This window comes from Pedobacter sp. BMA (assembly GCF_001027745.1).
In the GTDB taxonomy this organism is placed as follows: domain Bacteria; phylum Bacteroidota; class Bacteroidia; order Sphingobacteriales; family Sphingobacteriaceae; genus Pedobacter.
Map to the genome: position 1 here is coordinate 13,831 of NZ_LECU01000008.1, position 19,969 is coordinate 33,799.

21 protein-coding genes are annotated in these 19,969 nt (G+C 34.2%); 4 read left to right on the forward strand and 17 right to left on the reverse strand.

Going from position 1 to position 19,969, the window contains the following annotated elements; genetic code table 11:
- Window positions 1–207: 207 nt before the first annotated feature.
- The 7 genes from AB669_RS18230 to AB669_RS18260 all read right to left on the reverse strand — a co-directional run bounded on the left by AB669_RS18230 (window position 208) and on the right by AB669_RS18260 (window position 8,250).
- Window positions 208–1,284 carry a mannose-1-phosphate guanylyltransferase gene (locus AB669_RS18230; protein ID WP_047800798.1) on the reverse strand — a complete coding sequence of 359 codons (1,077 nt, stop codon included), beginning with the start codon at window positions 1,282–1,284 and terminating at the stop codon, window positions 208–210.
- Window positions 1,271–2,386, reverse strand: coding sequence for a glycosyltransferase (locus tag AB669_RS18235; RefSeq protein ID WP_047800799.1), 1,116 nt, complete (start codon window positions 2,384–2,386; stop codon window positions 1,271–1,273). Before AB669_RS18235 ends, AB669_RS18230 begins: the two co-directional genes overlap by 14 nt.
- Window positions 2,386–3,351 carry a GDP-mannose 4,6-dehydratase gene (locus AB669_RS18240; RefSeq protein WP_047800800.1) on the reverse strand — a complete coding sequence of 322 codons (966 nt, stop codon included), beginning with the start codon at window positions 3,349–3,351 and terminating at the stop codon, window positions 2,386–2,388. The genes AB669_RS18235 and AB669_RS18240 overlap by 1 nt, the downstream gene beginning before the upstream one ends.
- A 12-nt stretch (window positions 3,352–3,363) precedes the next feature.
- Window positions 3,364–4,491: a GDP-mannose 4,6-dehydratase gene (gene gmd, locus AB669_RS18245; RefSeq protein ID WP_047800801.1), complete on the reverse strand. Its 1,128-nt coding sequence runs from the start codon at window positions 4,489–4,491 to the stop codon at window positions 3,364–3,366.
- Between the two features lie 69 nt (window positions 4,492–4,560).
- A complete protein-coding gene (locus AB669_RS18250) occupies window positions 4,561–5,598 on the reverse strand; it encodes a glycosyltransferase family 1 protein (RefSeq protein ID WP_047800802.1) in 1,038 nt (345 codons plus the stop codon).
- Window positions 5,599–5,854: 256 nt separating this feature from the next.
- Entirely contained in the window at window positions 5,855–7,105 is a 1,251-nt protein-coding gene (locus AB669_RS18255) for an O-antigen polymerase (protein WP_047800803.1), read from the reverse strand.
- On the reverse strand, window positions 7,102–8,250 hold the full coding sequence (locus AB669_RS18260; protein ID WP_047800804.1) for a glycosyltransferase family 4 protein: 1,149 nt from the start codon (window positions 8,248–8,250) through the stop codon (window positions 7,102–7,104). The genes AB669_RS18255 and AB669_RS18260 overlap by 4 nt, the downstream gene beginning before the upstream one ends.
- 125 nt (window positions 8,251–8,375) lie before the next feature.
- Between AB669_RS18260 and AB669_RS18265 the strand changes: the two genes are divergently transcribed.
- On the forward strand, window positions 8,376–9,323 hold the full coding sequence (locus tag AB669_RS18265) for a beta-1,6-N-acetylglucosaminyltransferase (RefSeq protein WP_197082436.1): 948 nt from the start codon (window positions 8,376–8,378) through the stop codon (window positions 9,321–9,323).
- A gap of 383 nt (window positions 9,324–9,706) precedes the next feature.
- Here the strand turns inward: AB669_RS18265 and AB669_RS18270 are convergent, their stop codons facing one another.
- Window positions 9,707–9,949, reverse strand: coding sequence for a hypothetical protein (locus tag AB669_RS18270; RefSeq protein WP_047800806.1), 243 nt, complete (start codon window positions 9,947–9,949; stop codon window positions 9,707–9,709).
- 409 nt (window positions 9,950–10,358) lie between these two features.
- On the opposite strand from AB669_RS18270, the gene AB669_RS18275 reads away from it, so the two are divergent.
- Window positions 10,359–10,724 carry a hypothetical protein gene (locus AB669_RS18275; RefSeq protein WP_047800807.1) on the forward strand — a complete coding sequence of 122 codons (366 nt, stop codon included), beginning with the start codon at window positions 10,359–10,361 and terminating at the stop codon, window positions 10,722–10,724.
- A 275-nt stretch (window positions 10,725–10,999) separates the two neighbouring features.
- Here AB669_RS18275 and AB669_RS18280 read toward each other — a convergent pair whose 3' ends face one another.
- The 4 genes from AB669_RS18280 to AB669_RS18290 form a co-directional block, all read right to left on the reverse strand.
- Window positions 11,000–11,545 (reverse strand): hypothetical protein, encoded by a 546-nt coding sequence (locus AB669_RS18280; protein WP_047800808.1) that lies wholly within the window; start codon window positions 11,543–11,545, stop codon window positions 11,000–11,002.
- Window positions 11,546–11,913: 368 nt separating this feature from the next.
- On the reverse strand, window positions 11,914–12,051 hold the full coding sequence (locus tag AB669_RS22225; RefSeq protein ID WP_156166783.1) for a hypothetical protein: 138 nt from the start codon (window positions 12,049–12,051) through the stop codon (window positions 11,914–11,916).
- A complete protein-coding gene (locus AB669_RS18285; RefSeq protein ID WP_047800941.1) occupies window positions 12,051–12,977 on the reverse strand; it encodes an IS1595 family transposase in 927 nt (308 codons plus the stop codon). Before AB669_RS18285 ends, AB669_RS22225 begins: the two co-directional genes overlap by 1 nt.
- Window positions 12,978–13,101: 124 nt before the next feature.
- On the reverse strand, window positions 13,102–13,305 hold the full coding sequence (locus tag AB669_RS18290; RefSeq protein ID WP_047800809.1) for a hypothetical protein: 204 nt from the start codon (window positions 13,303–13,305) through the stop codon (window positions 13,102–13,104).
- A gap of 43 nt (window positions 13,306–13,348) precedes the next feature.
- Here AB669_RS18290 and AB669_RS18295 point away from each other — a divergent pair, with 43 nt between their 5' ends.
- Window positions 13,349–13,582 carry a hypothetical protein gene (locus AB669_RS18295; RefSeq protein ID WP_156166784.1) on the forward strand — a complete coding sequence of 78 codons (234 nt, stop codon included), beginning with the start codon at window positions 13,349–13,351 and terminating at the stop codon, window positions 13,580–13,582.
- On the opposite strand, the gene AB669_RS18300 is transcribed toward AB669_RS18295, so the two are convergent.
- A complete protein-coding gene (locus AB669_RS18300) occupies window positions 13,579–13,788 on the reverse strand; it encodes a hypothetical protein (protein WP_047800811.1) in 210 nt (69 codons plus the stop codon). The genes AB669_RS18295 and AB669_RS18300 overlap by 4 nt on opposite strands.
- 106 nt (window positions 13,789–13,894) lie before the next feature.
- Between AB669_RS18300 and AB669_RS18305 the strand changes: the two genes are divergently transcribed.
- Entirely contained in the window at window positions 13,895–14,698 is an 804-nt protein-coding gene (locus AB669_RS18305; protein WP_047800812.1) for a hypothetical protein, read from the forward strand.
- Window positions 14,699–15,431: 733 nt separating this feature from the next.
- Here AB669_RS18305 and AB669_RS18310 read toward each other — a convergent pair.
- The 4 genes from AB669_RS18310 to AB669_RS18325 all read right to left on the reverse strand — a co-directional run bounded on the left by AB669_RS18310 (window position 15,432) and on the right by AB669_RS18325 (window position 19,968).
- The gene (locus AB669_RS18310; RefSeq protein ID WP_047800813.1) at window positions 15,432–16,343 is read right to left on the reverse strand and encodes a glycosyltransferase family 2 protein; all 912 of its coding nucleotides are present in this window, start codon (window positions 16,341–16,343) and stop codon (window positions 15,432–15,434) included.
- Window positions 16,336–17,730 (reverse strand): O-unit flippase-like protein, encoded by a 1,395-nt coding sequence (wzx, locus tag AB669_RS18315; RefSeq protein WP_156166785.1) that lies wholly within the window; start codon window positions 17,728–17,730, stop codon window positions 16,336–16,338. Before wzx ends, AB669_RS18310 begins: the two co-directional genes overlap by 8 nt.
- 62 nt (window positions 17,731–17,792) lie before the next feature.
- A complete protein-coding gene (rfbH, locus tag AB669_RS18320) occupies window positions 17,793–19,100 on the reverse strand; it encodes a lipopolysaccharide biosynthesis protein RfbH (RefSeq protein WP_047800815.1) in 1,308 nt (435 codons plus the stop codon).
- Window positions 19,090–19,968: an SDR family oxidoreductase gene (locus AB669_RS18325; RefSeq protein ID WP_053058474.1), complete on the reverse strand. Its 879-nt coding sequence runs from the start codon at window positions 19,966–19,968 to the stop codon at window positions 19,090–19,092. The genes rfbH and AB669_RS18325 overlap by 11 nt, the downstream gene beginning before the upstream one ends.
- Window position 19,969 lies beyond the last annotated feature (1 nt).

Sequence of the window (19,969 nt, forward strand, 5' to 3'; positions counted from 1 at the left end):
AATCACCATGACAAAGTTAATTAATGATTATCAATATAAAAATTGTTAATTATTAAGCAATATACAGCTTAAAACATTGCCGATTCAAAATTAGTCACTGAACATGAATGAACAGTAGAACACTAAAGTAAATCAGTAGATAGCAAAAAAGGCTTAACCCTTTAGGTAAGCCTTCTAAATTCATCATTTATTAATCGCTAATAAGGACTATGCATAATCTTCACCATATTTCTCCACCATTCCTTTCGCCACTTGCTTAATTTCCTGTTCTTCTGATTTAGGGTATATTAATAAAACCTTCCCGTCATCCACTACAATATAATTATCCAGCCCCCTAATTACTGCAGCTTTGTCTTTAGGTAATTGAATAATGCAATTGGCTGTTTCCTGCAAGTGAACTTTATCTAGATTCACCATGTTATTTTTTTCATCCTTGTCTCCTACTACATATAGCGAAGCCCAGGTACCTAAGTCAGACCAACCGATATCAGCTGGAATCGTATAGACATTATCCGCTTTTTCTAAAATCGCATAATCAATTGAGATATTAGGGCTAGTTGGATATTTGGAATTGATGAATTCAGTTTCCTGATCCGTGTTATAGCAAGATAGACCACTTTCGAATAATCTCGCTATTTCAGGTGAATATTTTTCAAATGCCTTCTTAAGTGATTCTGCCGACCATATAAAAATGCCCGCATTCCAAACATAATCACCACTTTTCAAGTATTCCTGTGCCTTGGCCAGTTCTGGTTTTTCCATGAACGCATCAACCTTTTTTACGTCTTCATTGCCATCCTGATATCTGATGTAACCATACCCAGTGTCTGGCCGGGTGGGGCTAATACCCAACGTAAGCAAGGCATCATTTTCTGAGCTGAAACCTAAAGCAACTTTTATTTTCTCAAGGAAAACATCCTCTTTTAAAATTAAGTGGTCAGATGGTGCAACTACGATATTGGCATCAGGATTTGTTTTCCCAATTTTGTAGGCTGCATAAGCAATGCAAGGAGCCGTATTGTTACGGCTAGGTTCCAAGAGAATGTTATCTTTCAACACATCTGGTAACTGCTGAGTAACAAGTTCTGAATAAGCTTCGTTGGTTAATACATAAATCTGGCTATTAGGGCATATCTTAAGAAACCTTTCATACGTAAGCTGAAGTAGCGATTTTCCTATTCCTAAAATGTCAATAAACTGTTTTGGAAACTGGTTGCGACTTTTTGGCCAAAAGCGGGAACCTACCCCACCCGCCATAATTAGTACATAATTATCTTTGCTCATTATACTTTTCTAATACGAATTTTTTTATCTCATCTTTAAAGACAGTCTCATCAAATCTTTCTGCATTCAACCTTATAAAATTAGTGTCGAAATCAAGAGACTCGGATAGTTGAACTGCTTTGATAAGGCTTTCAACTGTTTGTTCATCAAAAAATATGGCAGTTGATTTGGCTGCATCATTTATGTAAGGAATCATTGTTTCTAACACGCCACCAACGCCATAAGCAATTACTGGTCTTCCAGATGCATTGGCTTCCAGCGGCGTAATGCCATAATCTTCGTGCTGTGGAAATATAAGTGCTTTGCAATTTGCATACAATTCAGCTAACTCTTCACTTGATAGACCTTTCCTGAATGTGATATTATCCTTTGCAAGTTGCTTTAGTTCCTGTGCCTTAGTACCATTACCAACAACTATCAAATTCAGACCAAGCTTATTAAAAGCCTCTATGGCCAAATCCGCCTTCTTATAATACTCAAGTCGCGAAACCAAAAGATAGTAATCTTTGGGTTTATCTGAAAGATGGAAATTTCTGGTTTTAACATCTGGAGGTATAAGTTTGATATCCTTTACCCCATAAGCATCGCGAATGCGCTGGGCAGTTTCCTCTGTCATTCCAAGGAAATAATCCCCTCTCTGCGCAGCTTCTTTATCGATCTTTCTCAGTATACTCACAACCTTATCGAACACCCATCGAGACAGTCCTTTAGAATTATTATATTGACTGTAAGAGGTTGGATTCCATGCTAGTCTGAAAGGGGTATAAGTGTAAATGAAAACTAATGCTTTAGAGTCTATATTTACATACTTTGCGCTATGGGTATTCGAAATAAGCACCACGTCGTACCCATGCACATCTAATGCCTTCATAGCCATTACTCCGAATGGAAAGTACAACCTCTGCATCCACTTTACACTTTTGGAAAGAAATTGTAATTTGGAAGTGGTAATCTTGTAGTCCCGATATTCTGGGTAAGTACCATCAGGGTTATAAGCCAGCGTAAATACGTCTGCTTCTGGAAATGCCTGAAGCATTGTCATCACCACTTGCTCTGCACCTCCCCTACGCATTAACTCATCATGTACAATTGCTACCTTCATTATATAAAATTCTTATCTTCTTCGTTAATTAAAATTTCGAGAACGTCGAAAAATGATTTATCGTATTCCCAACCTAATACTGTTTTTGCCTTTTTGTTATCTCCATACATATCTTCCATTTCTGTAGGTCTAAACAACGTAGGATCCTCCACTAACTTATTTTTAGAAATCTTAAGATAATCCATCGTATACGTTATGATATCTCTCAAGTAAATGGACGTCCCAGAACATATCAAATAATCGTCAGCTTTATTTTGTTGTAAGGAAAGCCACATTGCGGTAACATAGTCTGGAGCATAACCGAAATCACGCTTAACATCAATATTTCCCACCCTCAGTTCGTCCCGCAAACCTTTTTTTATTTCCAATGATGTTCTAATCACCTTTTTTACAAAAAAATTTGGACTGCGAAGATATGACTCATGGTTAAATAAGATACCATTCACGCAAAATACTTTATAAGACTCCCGATAATTTACGCCAATCCAAAAGCCCGAAGCTTTCGAAATGGCATAAGGACTCAAGGGGTGCATTGGCGTGGATTCCGTCACAGGCAATGATTTTACCTGCCCAAACATTTCACTACTACTCGCCTGGTAAATTTTTGTCTCCAGTTGCAAAAGACGAACACTCTCCAATATATTGAGCACGGACTGTGTATTATAATTGATCGTACCAATCGGCTGTTCGAATGAAATCCCTACTGAACTTTGAGCGGCTAGATTATAAAACTCGTCAGGCTGGTATTTCAATAATACTTTGATAATGCTTGAAAAATCTAATAGATCACATTCCTCAATTAAAATTTCAGCTTTAATATCTAAGTACTTGAAATTTTTTGTGCTAAAATTATGGCTACTTCGGGTTAGGCCAACGATAGTATAATTTTCACGGGACAATAACTGTGCTAAGTAAGCACCATCTTGGCCCGTTATTCCTGAAATAATTGCTATTTTCTTTTTCATGCGTCAAGAATATTATTCAAACTGGCTTTTGATATAATATCCGTTTTCCTTAAGCAATTTTTCTTTTTTGAAATGATCAACGTCAGTTGCTACCATTTCTTTAACCAGTCCAGCCAAATCATACTTGGGTTCCCACCCTAATTTAGTTTTTGATTTCGTTGGATCACCAATCAGTAGATCAACTTCTGTCGGCCTAAAATATGATGAATCCACTGCGACAACGGTTGTTCCAATCGCAACCTGGAATTCAGGTTTCGAACAAGAAATTACTTTTCCAATCTCGTCGACTCCTTCTCCTTCGAAGCCAACCACGATTCCAACTTCTTCAAAGGCCAATCTCACAAACTCCCTAACTCTTGTAGTAACCCCTGTCGCAATTACATAGTCTTCAGGTACATCCTGCTGCAAAATTCTCCACATTGCTTCTACGTAGTCTTTAGCATGTCCCCAATCTCGTTGAGCATCTAAATTCCCTAAATATAGTTTTGACTGCAGTCCTTGAGCAATTTTGGCAACAGCTCTTGTTATCTTACGGGTAACAAAGGTTTCACCTCTGAGCGGGCTTTCATGGTTAAATAAAATCCCATTACATGCAAACATACCATAAGCTTCCCGATAATTTTTAGTTATCCAAAAACCATAAATTTTGGCTACACCATATGGTGAGCGTGGATAAAAAGGCGAATTTTCATCGTAAAATCCTTTTTCATTTTTATTTTCTGGCATACCGCCATATAATTCAGATGTAGATGCTTGGTAAACTTTAGTCTTTTTTTCCAAGCCTAGAATCCTTACTGCCTCCAATATCCTCAAAGTTCCTATCCCGTCGACATTGGCTACATATTCAGGAGAATCAAAAGAAACTTTAACATGACTCATTGCGCCAAGATTATAAATTTCATCTGGCTGTACTTCCTGAACAATTCTGATTAGGTTAGTCGAATCAGTTAAATCTCCGTAATGCAATTTGAATCTTACATTGTCAGAATGTGGGTCTTGATATAAGTGATCAATGCGATCCGTATTAAACAAAGAACTTCTTCTTTTTATTCCATGAACTTCATAACCTTTTTCCAAGAGAAGTTCTAGAAGATAGGCACCGTCTTGGCCAGTGATGCCTGTAATTAATGCTGTTTTCATTTTCAATATTGCTTACTTTTATTTAATATTTTCATTTATTTAACTATTGCTGACATATTCACGCAATAGCTAATTTAAATCATTAATAACATTTTTGATAATATTTGCTGAATTAGACCAGGAGAACTCCGTAACACGTTTTAATCCTTTCTGTTTTAGTTGAGTCCGAAGCTTTTCATTCTCGCTTATAAGTTTTATTTTTTCAGCTAGTTCTTCGGTATTGTGAGGGTTGAAATAAATTGCTGCGTCGCCACATACTTCAGGTAAACTACTGCTCTCGCTAACTAATACCGGACAGCCGTGCTGCATGGCCTCTAGAGGTGGTATTCCAAATCCTTCATACAAACTGGGGTAGACAAATGCTACAGCATTTTTGTACAAAGCTGCCAAATGAGCATCACTTACTTTACCTAGGTATATAATATTTTCACTATAGTCTAAATCTACCAAACCAAAGTTTTTGTTAACCATCCCTGCGATTACAAGTTTTAAATTCGCTTGGTTAGCAGATTTGAAAGCATTTACTAGAGTGATCAGATTCTTTCGGGGATCCAAGGAACCAACAAATAACAAATATTCCCCATACATTACTGGTTCAGAATGTCCTGAATTCAATTGAGAGGAAGAGTTGTATACAACAATTATCTTTTCAGCCGGTTGCTTGAGAATATTGATGATTTCTCCTTTTGAAAACATACTCACTGTTAAAATTTTCCTTGATCTTCTGGCTAAAATAGGAATAATAAACCTATACCAAAGCGAAAATGGTTTTGAAAACCATCCAGGATTAACGAAGAAAGCAAGGTCATGTAAAGTGACCACTTGATTCTTATATAACAATGGAGCGCTATTGCATAAATTAAGCAAAACAGGTTTTTCTTTCGTATTTAGGTAAGACGGCAAATCAATTTGCTCCCATTTAACGCCTTGATTTTTACCAATGGTTTTGAACCGCTCTGGTAAAACCATCTCTTTGGGAGATGTATTGGGAGGGCATAAAACTATGAAACTAATTGGCTGCTTAATAAGCTCATTAAGAATCTCCCGCGCAAAACGCTGAACTCCGGTTGTTGGTTGGGTTAAAAATTTTCCGTTAATATAAAACATAATGTTATTCAACTTCTACATAACGATTATGTAATAGCATTTCATCAATTAATAATTTGAAAGTTCGTAAAAATAGTGTAATTATTTATAAACAGAGAAAAATTTTAAAGTAACACATTTATTTTCGAACTTTATGATAATTCAAAGATTCTTAGTATTAGAGAACTTATTTAGTCCATTGATTATCGTGATCATAATTATTAAACTTTCAATTTATTTTTAACACATTTTGTTAGATAAATTCATTTATGAAAAATCAATCTATTTTAAATCTGTACAAATAAAAAAGCATGACAAAGGTTGGAGGTAGTAGATAAATCGATAATGTATAGAATGTATAAAAATTAGCAAATACCACGTTAAAGCTGACTATAATAATTGTCTTTATTATTAATGAATCTGAACCCATAAGCTTCTTCTTCAAATATTTTGTAAAATACCCATAAAAGTATCCTGATATTAAGCAAAAACCAATGATTCCGAACCAACCGAACGATACATAACCCCATATTGGAGCCGGTAGCCTCAGACCTCCGGATACAATCTCTTCTAAATCATCACCGTTTGTTAACACCTTTAGAGTATAAACACCGGGATTCCATTCATAGTGCCCAGGAATCAAGCCACCATAAATTGTTTGCCCATAGGTTAAGTTGGGGTGTTGGACAAACTTTTCCATAAACAATAGTTGATCTGCAATATCCGGAGAGCCAGATGCAATGATTTCCCAATACGGATGCTCTGTGTTATAATTTGAATAATCGAGTTCCCGGGCCCCAATAATAAAGTAAAATACAGAACTAAAGACATATAATCCTATTACAGAAAGTAAAAGTAATATAAAATGAAACCGGCTTTTAAAAACCATAATAATCCCAAAAGCAAGAACAAGTCCCGAAAAAGCTGGACTCCTAGACAAGGACAATGCCATAAGCGCTACCGCTAGTATTGTACTGTAAAGAAAGAAACTTCTTTTCGTTTGATACCAAATAACTGCTGATATGGGTATAATTGTAGACAGAATATAGAATGATGTTCTAAAAAAGATTGCAACGCGCATATATGGAGCCTGATAAGGCCCTCGAAAAAACTTAGCTAGAAATGGATCCGCAGCAAATGCAGGAATAAATCCCATTCCAGCGTAACTCAAAACTAACATTACAATACTTACTATCATCAGCCATTTAGTAAAAGACATTACTCTTGCTAAATAAACTTCACTGTCAAGAACCTCATAGCTAAATCTTTTTAAGTCTGGCTTGGATCTATACCCAACAAACAGCCCTATTGCGAATGAAATAGCACCGACTAACAATATGTTTGAATACAAATCGACTACTGCCTCAGCAAAATTATTATGAACGCCTAAAATAATGGCAGGAACGAAAGTAGATATAAAGTTTCCTCCTAAAGACAGATGGGCTATAATATTATATCTGCTAGGCCAAACTAAATACCCTGGAGAAATAAAGATAGCGAGCGCAAGAAAAATAATTAAGCTATTCATATATTATTGATAATGGAATTGTACCGCTCGACCATCACATCAATATTAAATTTCCTTAATACTTTAATACGAGCATTTTTACGAACTTGCTCTAGGTCTTTAAAATTTTCGATAATCCATGCAATTTTTTTACGTAAATCATCATTATCATCCGGTATAAAGAGAAAACCATCAATATTATTTTCAATAATTTCTGAAGACCCACCTGTATTACTCGCCAACACAATTTTCTCACATGACATTGCTTCATAAATAGTAGTTCCCAATGGTTCGCTACCTATTTTTGAACTATTATTTATAACTATATCACAAGTATTGTAAAACTCTTTCATGTCATGAATATCACCGAGGTAAAAGAAATTTCCCTTCGAATTTATTATATCAATAACTTCTTTTCCATATTCGGGATGATCATCCGCAAACTTTCCAGCGACAAACACCTTGAATTTACAGGGTAAATTTAAATTCTCTAGGGACTGTAACAGCTCTAATTGACCCTTTCGAGGGGCAATGACAGCGGCTATGCCAATTACTATGCAATCTGCATCAATTTTTAAAAAGTTTCTTTGCCTAGCCCTTATTGTCTCGTCGTTGGTAAAAAAATTAGTAGACAGGCCATTGTAGAGAACAAAAGTTTTACTTTTGTCAGAGAACTTTTGTCTTACAGCTTCTGATACTACCAATGTTGCATTATATAACTTGTTACATGCTCTCGACATCATTGCATCTAAACCGGAATAATATTTCAAGTCATGATCACTCCAAATCCATTTGATATTTCTCTTAAAAATTTTGGTGTAAATTATAACTGGCAATAGATAGGATGCGGGCACTATTGTATTTGCATGAATTACATGTATATTATTCGATTTTATATATTTAAAGACAAATTTAGAGATTCTGAAGTAGTTAGTTAATGCTCTAACATAAAATGATAAGCTTTTTTCTTTACTTCGATTTAGTTTTTTCAATTCTGGCAAAATTACAATTGGATAGTCAATTTGCTGCTTCAATTTCGAAGCGTATTCACCTGGCGCTATCAAAAGATGCGGCTTGACTTTAGTGTTTTTCCCAAGAAGTCTAGAGATAACAATCTCTGCGCCGGAGGCCTTTTCACCCCCGTAAACATATAATATATCTTTCACTTAAGTAGTGTTTTTTAATTCAAGGTAAAAGTATTATTTAAACACTATTTATTACCAACATCCTTCAAGACTCTTACTATAACGCAAATATGTTAATAATAAATTGATTTTATATATCACATTCTTTGATTAAAATAAAAAAGCATTTTGGCAATAAAAATTCTCCAAGTTTATTATTTTTGAAACAAATGAAGCAAGCCATACTAATTGTCGCGTATAAGGACATCGACTATCTTAAAAAGTTGATAACGTTTTTTAATCCAAATGACTATATTTTCTTTATACACCTGAATAAGAAATCAGTTTTTACGGGTAATGAACTGAAAACGCTCACTGACATGGAAAATGTTAAGATAGTAGTACAAAAATATAATACGCATTGGGGGAGTTTTAACCATCTAAAAGCTATATTACATCTGTGTTCGGTTGCACTTGATTTTGATATAAGCTATTTGCATCTTATAAGTGGCCAGGATTTCCCCGCAATGTCTGGTGAGAAAATCAAAGATTTTCTTCGCGAAAATAAGGGGAAGGAATTTTTAGAGCATTTTGAATTCCCTGCAGATGTATGGAAGGATGAAGGCTATGGACTAGATCGAATTAATTTTTTTCACCTCAACGATTTCGTCAGCAGCACCAAACGCAGTGGCAGATATATCCTGAGATTAGTATTTACATTACAGAAAATATTACATTTAAGAAGGTCAGGATGGGGCGGGCTTAAATTATTTGGAGGCGGTACTTGGTGGACATTAAGCAAGGAATGTATTGCTTATGTTTTAAGATATATAGATGAAAATCCCGCTTTTTACGAGCGATTTAATTATACAAAAATACCAGAGGAAATTCTATTCCAAACTGTGATAATGAACTCACATTTTAAGAGTAACGTCGTTAACAATAACTTGCGGTACATTGATTGGAATTGGAAAAATGGTAGCAGGCCTGCAATTTTAGATGAAAATGATTTTCAAGTCATTAAAAATTCGAACGCATTATTTGCTAGAAAATTTATTCTCCCGATTTCAGCAAAACTTCTTGACATTTTAACGGAAGATTTTAAAAAAGCTTAACTACCTGTTAACTTTTCTGGTATTAGTTATAAAAGATTACTATAGTTCTTAATAAAAAATTTAGGCGACAATATAGCAAATTACCCTTAGTGGCATAATCTGTGTTTATTCTTAATTCAACGATTTTTTAGTAATCCGCCTTTTTTTATATTTGTACTTCAGCCTTCGGAAGAGGCGTAATCGAAGCAGAAAGCTAAAACACAATGACAATCCTCATTGCAAATATCTTAACAAAATTTATTAAGCGGATTACTAAGAAAATCAAATTCAACTTATCTATTAACATTGAATTAAAAATAGGGAGTTTATAGCTCTCTATTTCATTTTCTAAAGATCATCGGTATCTAGCTTTATTTTATAAAATAAGATCAAAAAGTTAGAAGCTATAACCTATTTTCCTCAATATATTGAGCTCTGATTCTATCTAAATGAGACTTAAGAATACTTGCCTCCCCATGTGGATCTATCAAATCAATAAACTCTCCCTTTTCTAAATCGTATTCAGCCGCTACTTTTCCTGGAAAATCCTCTGAGCTTTCATAGCTTTTCTTTAATTCACTTAGATCATCAAATCTCTTTGAATAGATTTCGTTAAGATGAATTTTTAACAATACATATCGTTTCATAATGTCTTTTTATAAATATATAAAAAGGAAAGTACATTTATTAAATAAGAATATTTTAATAGTATTGACTTTAACTCTTACTAAATTAAAGTTACTTTAATCTATAAAAGTATATAGTTAAAGTTTTCAGATGAGAATGCAAATAAATCACATAAGGAATTTCATATGGAAGAGTGATAATAAAACCACATGAGTTAAGTTACCATGATTGGTGGCATTAATAAAATCATACACAGAATTTGAGATATATAAAATTGAAAAGGTGTTACTTTTTGTCATTACAATAATTATGAATACTTAAAGCGTATGTAATCATATATTAATAAATAGAAAAAATAAATTTTATTTTTTTATATAAAACTTGCTTTTTGTAAAAAATGATATATATTTGTATTAATAAAATTGAGATATGGAAATTGAATTCATAAAAGCTAATACTTCTAAAACTAAACCAAAAGCAACTGTGCATAAAACTGGAAAGCTTGGTCTTAATATAGAGGCAAGTAATTTAATGGAAATACAAAATAAGAAATCTTTCCTTATAGGAAGAGATAAAGGTGATACAACAACGCTATACTTATTAGAATCCAACGCTGAAGGATCTGTTAAGGTTTCGAAAGCTGGAGCCTATTATTATCTAAATGCAGGTAGTGTATTTGATCAAATGGAATTTGATTATGAAAAGAACAATATAATGTTCGATTTGTCAAAAGACAAGTATCAAAACAAAGATATATATGTTTTAAAGGGAAGACCAAAAACTCCTAGAAAATAAAAAGCCCAACAAATAGCTGGGCTTACTAATACAGTAGGGTTATTGTTTAGAACCATTTGTAAGGTTCTGATTTAGTCTTGGAAATTGTCATTTTGAGTTGTAACAAAATGAAATCAAAAGACCAATTAATGCTAGCAGGAGATAGAGTAACGCAAATGCTCTATCCGAGGCGTTTCCGTTGTATGGAGACGCCTTTCCTGTTTATTAAGTGTAAACTTATATAAAGTTTTCTTCATTTACAACTTTACTCTGTAAAATGTTAGTCTCCTAATATCTTATTCCCCTTCAAATCCTTCTGACTGCTCTTCTTTGATCTTGACCTCTTCTGTTTTCTCTGACCTCAACATTCTCAAGTATACATGTGATAGTGACTGACTTGGACTACTCTTTATTACTCTTTCTTTTGCTTTTTCAGTTCCTAATATCTCTACTATTGATTGAGTATAGAACATTTCTCCATTCGAAGCCTTTCTATCTCCATTAGCAAGTGCAACCGTTCTAAAATTAAGCTTCAAACCAGGGATATCGATCATCTCTACGCCATCACTATTTGAACTTTTGTACTTATATGTTTTGACTAATTTGCCTAGTGATGGATCAGTTTTATACGTTCTAATATCTCCAAGGCTAGAGTTAAGTGTAGCTGTCATTTCAATGTATTCACTTGAAATAAAGTTAAGTTGGACTTCTTCAAGAGTTGCTATATAACCATTGAGTTTGCAGTTTAAGACATAGAACTTTTTACCTTTCCAAGGATTGGATTGACACGATAGCAACAATAGGCTTATTGCAATGAAGAGGTACTTAGATTTTTCGATCATTTCGATTTGTTTAGATAAAAAGAAGCCTGAGCGAGTGCTACTTTCGTATCTAAGGTGGTCGAATACCCGGTACTACAAAGCAGTCTCATGCCCAGGCTTTTACCTGAGCACTTAACTAAACTTTCCTGTAGTACCTTAAATTTTCGACCTTTTAGATACAGGGTTTAAGTTTTGCTAAATGCAAAATCTATTATGATATATTACTCTACTTGCTTCTTTCTATTTGGGTTAATTTTATTTGTAAAAATAGTAAAATATTATAAATAGAAAGAGAGGGAACATTACAACCCTCTCTTCTTTTTTGCCTTACAGCAACTTATTTGAATTAGTAACCTAAAGATCACATTATCAATTTAGTTGCTCAACTTTTATTTTTCTTTCTTGGGCTTTCCAGATTCGACAATCTTATCTATAGCCTGTTTCATTGAAATGCCATAAAAAGGATTTGTTACTTCTTCATCCTTTTTCTCTTTTGGCTTTACCTGTTTTGCTTTCGCTTTTTTCATTATTTTCTTTTTAGTTCGTGGTATTTCAATCTGCAGTTAGCAAGATCTACTACCATAGCAACTCTTTCACCATCTCCAGCTTTTCTATAGTTGTATCTAAATACACTTTCATCAACATACTTTTGTAGATGTAATCTTGAAGTGGAGTGATATATTCCAAATATACTACGTTTTAGATGACTCCAAAAACCTTCAATCGTGTTGGTATGTGCATTACCAACAACATATTGACCTTCTCCATGCTTAACGAAGCTGTGTGAATGGCTTTTCTTTAATCCTTTATAGCCTCTCCACTCATCAGTCATAACAGTTGAGTTTGATTTAATAGTTTCATCAACAATTGGCTGAATTTCTGAAGCAGACGTATCTTTCATAACTTTTGCCACTAATAAACCGCCTCTTTCAACCATTCCAAGTACTGGTGTTTTATCAATACAACTTCTACCTTGTGAATTTTTAACTTTCTTTTTAGCATGGCGGTTTTTGTTCTTTCCGCCAACAAATGATTCGTCAATTTCAACTATATTTTCACCACCAAGCATTTCGAAACTTCCATTTCCTAATGCAGTACGCAATCTTTGTAGCATGAACCATGCTGTTTTCTGTGTTACTTTTAGATCTCTTGCTAACTGATGGGAAGATACCCCTTTCTTGTGTGAGGTTAATAGATAGATAGCTATAAACCATTTTTTAAGTGGAACTTTTGAACCTTCGAAGATAGTACCAACTTTAGCTGTGAATTGTTCGTCGCAATCTTTATCGGCACACTTATATTTACCGCTTTTTAATGCATAAGTTTTAATGTTACCACAATGTGGACATGCTCTGCTACCTTTCCATCTTAATTCCTCAAGATGCTTTACGGCTGTTTCTTCGTCTTTTAAAAACTCTACTAATTCAAATAAATTGGTGTAGTGTTGGTCCATTTTCTTTTTGGTGTTTTCTCGATCTTGTAATGTTAAACTAAAGGTCCAACTATTAACAATGGGGTCCACCATTTTTGTGAAAAAACTTGCAAGATCGTGTTCGTGCCCTATCTGGAACGAAGATTTATAGGGTCATAAAGAATTGAACTTTACCACCTTTTTGTTGATTATAAGGTAAGCTGTTTTTAATTGAAGGAATTGGTACTAAAGTCAGATCAACATATTTAGCTTTCCATTTATTTTCAAATGCGAAAATCAATTCATTAACCTGCTTTTCAAGCTCCAGCTGTTCCTTAATTACCCGTGTTTTTAATCTTTCTTCGTACATTTTGTAAACTTCCTACTTTATTTTCTAAATGTTATATTTGACCATGAACTTGACAGAAAAGCAAAAAGAATCTTTCAATAAACAATTTTTAGAATTGGTCTCTGAGTCTTCAGAAGAAGTCCAAAAATTATGGTATAGAATTGGAAAAATAGTTTGGCCGCTCAACATAGATGTTCCAAACACATTTGGATTTGAAACAAAACTTGTTGGATCTATTGCTGATCGTTACCATATCCTGATTAATAAAGTGCATAATAAAACTATTGAGGAAGATTAAAAAAACACTCTTTCTAAGCCCCATTCTTCGTACATATTCTTAATCCATTCACTTTCCGAATTTCCCAAAAGATAAATTTGAGAACCAATTATTGCATACTCAACCTCTTCAACTTCTTCAAGGTTTGAATTATTTCCTTTTAATGGAATGTAAACAGACATATTGGGTCCATCTAGTAATTTTCTGGCTAATTCATGTGATGTCATTTGGACTTTGTGTTTTTCGATTTATATAAACTTCTGCCTTTATCTGCATATTCTCCAAATAATAGTTGTGATTTATTATATTTGATCTCTATCTAATATAACCCTTATGCAAATTACCCCTTCAGAATTTTTTCTTGAAACACCTCTTTATACAGGTGTCACTATAGAAAACGAAAACGACCTTGAAATATTTGTTAAGAGAAAATATTATGATATTACTGAATTCCACGGATACAATCCGAAGCAAAGACTTGAAACTACCTATGCAGTTCATGGTGCTGAATTCACTAACTTTAGAACAGACTGCTTTAATAAGAACGGTTACCATCTTTTAGAGTTAAGATGCAAAAGAAGTACAGATGTTTTTAAATTCTATGTTCGTTGGGACGCTGACAATAAAATACTTATGAAAATAGGGCAGTATCCTACAATTGCGGATTTTCACATAGATCAAGTGAAACAATACGATAAACTTCTAGATAAAGAAAAATTACGGGAATTTACGAAGGCAATCGGTTTAGCAGCTAACGGAGTAGGTATAGGCTCATTCGTTTACTTAAGAAGGATTTTCGAAGATTTGATATATGAAGCGTATAGTGAATATGTAAATAAAAATGGGCAGTTGGATGGTTTTAACAAAAAACGGATGGCTGATAAAATTGATACTTTGCATGATTTTCTTCCAGAGTTTTTAGTTGAAAATAAAGAGCTTTATGGTATTTTGAGTAAAGGTATTCATGAGTTAGAAGAAAAAGATTGTCTTGCTCATTTCGATGCTGTTAAAGTTGGGATTGAAATGATTTTAGATGAAAAGCTTGAGCAACTCAATAAAAAGAAAAAAGCTGAAGCTGCTCGTCTTAAAATTCAACAAGCAGCTTCAGCTATTACAAAACCTGAGGTGAAGTCTTAAAATACCACTAAGGGTAATTTGCTATATTGTCGCCAAAATTTAAACATCGCCGTTTCTATTGCAATTGACTGGATGGTTGCGAAATTTGTAGTACTGAACAATTAGCGCAAATAATTTTGGAGCGCCTTTTGATTATCCCCTTCTAAGAGAAAACCTTCTACTCCATCATTTCCCATTTCATTAGAGGTACCTGACAACGACGCGATTGCATTCCTTCTCAAACGAAATCGCATCTTCGTAGATAGTTGTTCCTAATAGTTTACTACATGTTAGGTCACTATTATTTATCACAATCTTACACAAATTGTAGAATCTCACATACTATTAACATGTCCAATCTAGACGATTTTGTTCCGTGATCACTTCATATCCCCTTATTTATTTTAAAAAATTTAAGAAGTATAACGCAGGCAGCAGGCATGATGAGAGAACTACCATGTTATCATGAAATACATCATGCTTAACGAGCTTTCGAGGAATAATAAAAATCTAATAAATTAATTAAATTGCTCTAAAATGGTATTTTGGAGCAGATGAACCACTTCAATTCAGTTTTTGAAGTCTGTCTAGAGTTTGAATTTACCCTACTGATCCTCAGCTAAAATTTTATTTGCAAAATCCCGAGGAGATAAAATTAAAACAGATTTGCATTTTTTTATTGTCAATTAATCATTTAATAAAGATCTCTCCCCAAAGCTTTTAAACTTCAAAGACACATAGTGCTATTAACATATTAAGTCAATGATATATAAATTCGCTTCGCAATTCTGACAAAAATACGCTGCATAAACAAAGGAATAGGAATCTTACTATAACTTTCAATCAAGTGTCTACAAGAATACTTGCTATCATTTAGCAGGTTATCCTCTCCATTATGGGTTTTAGAATAATTTTTGAATCCAACATAAGTATCCAGTTTGGATAGAAATATCTCTAATAAATTCCTAGCGGTGATAGTATTTTTGAACCTATATGCTTTTTCTACGATTTCTAAATATACCTCGCTTGTTTCTTGTTGGGGAGATATTCTATAGAAAGCCAGTTTTTTATTTACAAAATGCAGTGGGGAAATTAAAGATAGTTCGTACCAGAAAGAGTAATCGGCAATTGGATACATATCTTTCTTGAACTTTGTATTTATCTTTCTCTTATTAAACAGTACCCCTGGAAAAGGGATAGGATTTCCTAGTAAAAAATGATTTGGCTTAATTCTATTGAACGGAAAAACAATATTCTTTTTAGGATCATTAAAATCTGGCCTCACAGCTGTACCGAAATGTGTATCAGATGCTACCGAAATCAAATAAGGAAATTTTTCAATGTATGCTAACATATTCGCAATATAGACTGGTGAAAGCATGTCGTCTGAATGTAGAATAGTAACCCACTCCGTTTCGGTTTTGTCAATACAAACATTCCAATTTTCCACCATTCCAACATTTTCCGAATTTCTTATATACGACACCTGCGGGTTTTTAAGGGAATCAACAAAATCTTTAAACCTTGCATGACTTGAATTATTATCTACTACAAGTATGTTTGCGCTTACAGTCTGGTTAATGGCGCTGTAGATCGCATCCTCGAAATATTCATAACGTTCATAAACGGGGATAGCTATGGTTATTTTTCTAAGTGTATTAGGCATAAAGATCTTTGAATTTAATTTTTAATTCTTTTATTACTTCCAAAGGCCATTTCCAAGCATTATATGACAACTGTATAAATATGGTAGAAATACCAAATGCCTCTAACCTCAAATGAAAGTAAAATATAAGAATTAAGTTTGCGCAAAAGATTGCTACCCCTGAAACAATAGTGGGTAAAACATATGGCACAGTATTTTTTGTTGTCAGGAATATTCCGCTATTTCCATGCGTAATTTCCATAAGATAGATAAATCCAAACATTAGAATCATCGACAAATTTGGCAAATTTGTATTACTGCCGATTATTTGTAAAATATACCTTCCAGCAAAAATTATCACTAAGCTCCCCAAAGCATAAAGTGCCCAGCCTATTTTCATGCTTTTGATGAATTCTCCTTTGAGTTTGGACACGTTATTTCCCATCCAAAGGCTATTAAATCTTGGCAAATGAGATGTAAAATACAACCGGGAAAAAATCGCTAAAAGAGAAAACAACTGAACTACGAGTCCGTAAGATGCGACCTCACTTAAAGAAAAAAATTGACCGGCAATGAGCATATTTGCTTGAAATATCAGAAAAGTTCCCACAGAAACTAACCCCAACTTTTTTGAATTAAACCATATACTATTGAAAACATCCTTTGGATTCTCAACATTAGCTCTATCCAATTTCGTAACCGTGTCGAAATCATAGAAAGCTCTGTGGTACAAGAATCGGCAAACTATATTACTTAAAAGTAGCGCTATAGATATGCTCAAAAGACCATATCCCAAGAATAGGCCAGTTGCTGCTAAGATCAGGTTCAGTAATTTAGCATAAGATATAGCTTGATTCGCATTTTTTACTTTACCTCTTCCTAATAGAAGTGCATCATAATATGAGTAGAAAAAATTCATCGATATTGCGATGCAAAAAATGTAAAATGCAATCCAAAGAGTGTGTTCCTCCGGTGAAATTATATTTCTCAAATACCAATATCCACCAAAAATCAATAAAAAAACCAAAAGACCCGTTATTAACATGTATATTTTTTTAATAACGTGTATGATTGTTTTTAGTAAATCATAATTGATTTCGTTACTGGTAGTAATATCATCTAAGCCTTCTTTTTTTAGTTTTTGCGCCCCGCTATATACATAAGATACAATTCTTGTAATGTTTGGTAGAAACCCGAAATCTAGTAATAAAACAAGTGAGGTTATACTCGAGAAGATGTACCAAATACCAATTTGATGTTCTGGTAGTGTTTTTAATATTATTGGTAGCAAAAGAACACTTGACCCATAATTCAAAGCTTGCGCTACATAACTCCAAAAAACATCCTTTTTACTTATACTAATATCCATAAAAGTAAATTCTGTTGAAGTTAAAAGTTGGTAAAACATATTCACCAACATTAAAGAAAATTTTCAAGGCGATAAACAATTTTATCGCCCTGAAATATAAATTACAAATCATTAATATATTTGCGAATTACATCTGCGATATAATCATAATGATCTTCCGTAAGACCTGGCCATACACCAAGCCAGAATGATTGATTCATGATGATATCAGTATTTGTCAAGTCACCTACTACTCTGTGTGTAACATCAGCATAAGCTGGCTGTCTTAACAAATTCCCAGCAAAAAGTAATCTTGTTCCAATTTTGTTTTGCTCCAAATGCTGAACCAACATATGCCTGTCGTTTGCATCTCCTTCCCTTAATGTCATCAAAAATCCAAACCAGGATGGATCGGATTCTGGCGTAGGCTCAGGCAAAATGAAAATGTCTTCAAATTCCTTCATACGAGAATACAATGCGGCGTAATTTTCTTTTCTTCGTTGAATAAAATGATCTACCTTCTTAAGCTGCGATACTCCTAATGCCGCCTGCATATCTGTAACCTTCAGATTAAATCCAACATGAGAATATGTATACTTATGGTCATATCCGTAAGGTAAAGAACCTAATTGTTGGCTAAATCTACAGCCGCATGTATCATCTTTACCCGGCAAACAGTAGCAATCCCTACCCCAATCTCTAAAACTTTCAGCAATTTTAGCCAATTCAGGATTGTTAACAACTACCGCGCCACCTTCACCCATTGTGATATGGTGAGCAGGGTAAAAAGAAAAAGTCGATAAATCACCGAAAGTACCGGTTTTTTTGCCCTTATAAGTTGCCCCCAGTGAGTCACAATCGTCTTCTATCACCCACAGATTATATTTTTTTGCAACTCTCATCACCTCATCCAAGTCAAAAGGATTACCCAATGAATGGGCTATCATGATTGCTTTCGTTTTAGGAGAAACAGCTGCTTCTATCATATCGGCCTTTACGTTATGTGTGGCGATATCAACATCAATGAAAACTGGAACTGCACCCGCTTGTACAATTGGATTTACGGTCGTAGGAAAACCAGCTGCCACAGTGATTACTTCGTCGCCTGGCTTAATAGCCCTGTCACCTAGTTTAGGAGAGGTTAAAGTATAAAAGGCAACTAAGTTAGCAGATGAGCCTGAGTTTACCAAAAGTGCCTTAACTGCACCAAAATATCTGGCGAATTCAGATTCAAATTCCGCTGCAAAACGTCCGGCAGTTAACCATCCATCTAGCATAGAGTCCACTCCTAATAGTAAATCATCTGCGTCCATTACTTTGCCGGTTACAGCGATGTAATCTTGACCGGGGATGATTTCCCGTTTTGCATTTTTGGCAGCTATTGCAGACAATTCTTCCTGTAACGCTCCGTTAAAGTGTTTATAATTCATGTTTTGTTACTTTAAAAATAAAAGAATCTACATTTTCAAATGTAAATTTTGGATATTCTCCTAAAAATTTAATATTTAATAATCCTCCGTTTAATGGTCTAACCGCTGCTTGATTCGATTGAGAAGTTTTAACGGGTGTCAGATGAAGCTTGTTATGGCTAAAATAACTACCAACTTTTGCCGCTAACTGATATCTGTTGTAATAGTCATTTCCTGCTAAGTGATAGATTCCCTTTTTGTTATCCTCAATTAGCATTAAAGTCATTTTGGCAATATCGCCGGCATATATCGGCGTGGCAAACTGATCAAAGGGTAAATTTAGTTCTTTAGAAACGTTATTCTGTAAATCTGAAATTAGTCTTGCGATAAAGTTTTTTGACCTAGCCTCTTCACCATAAACATTCGTCACACGTAAGACAAGGTTGGTATCCAATGTAGAGACTAATCTTTCACATTCTAATTTATGTTTTCCATAAACATTTAACGGATTAACTTTGGCATCTTCACGATATGGTCCACTCGTGCCGTCAAAAACATAGTCCGTCGAAATAAATGCTAATCCCACATTTTTCAGCCGGCAGTAGTCAACTATTTTTTCAGTTGGTAAAACAGTTTTTTCATAGCTTTCATCCACATTATTTTCACAATAATCAACGTTTGTTAAAGCGGCGCAGTGAATAATCACATCTGGATAAAAACTGTGTGTAGCAAACAGTTTTTCTAAATCATCTTCCAAGAAATTGAAAGGAACTGTGTGTTCGGTTGCAAAACTTAAATGTGAACCTAAGACTTCCCAGTTATGGTCTTTAAACACAGACATGCAGTGAGAACCTACTAGTCCTGAAGCTCCAACGATAAAGGCTTTCATA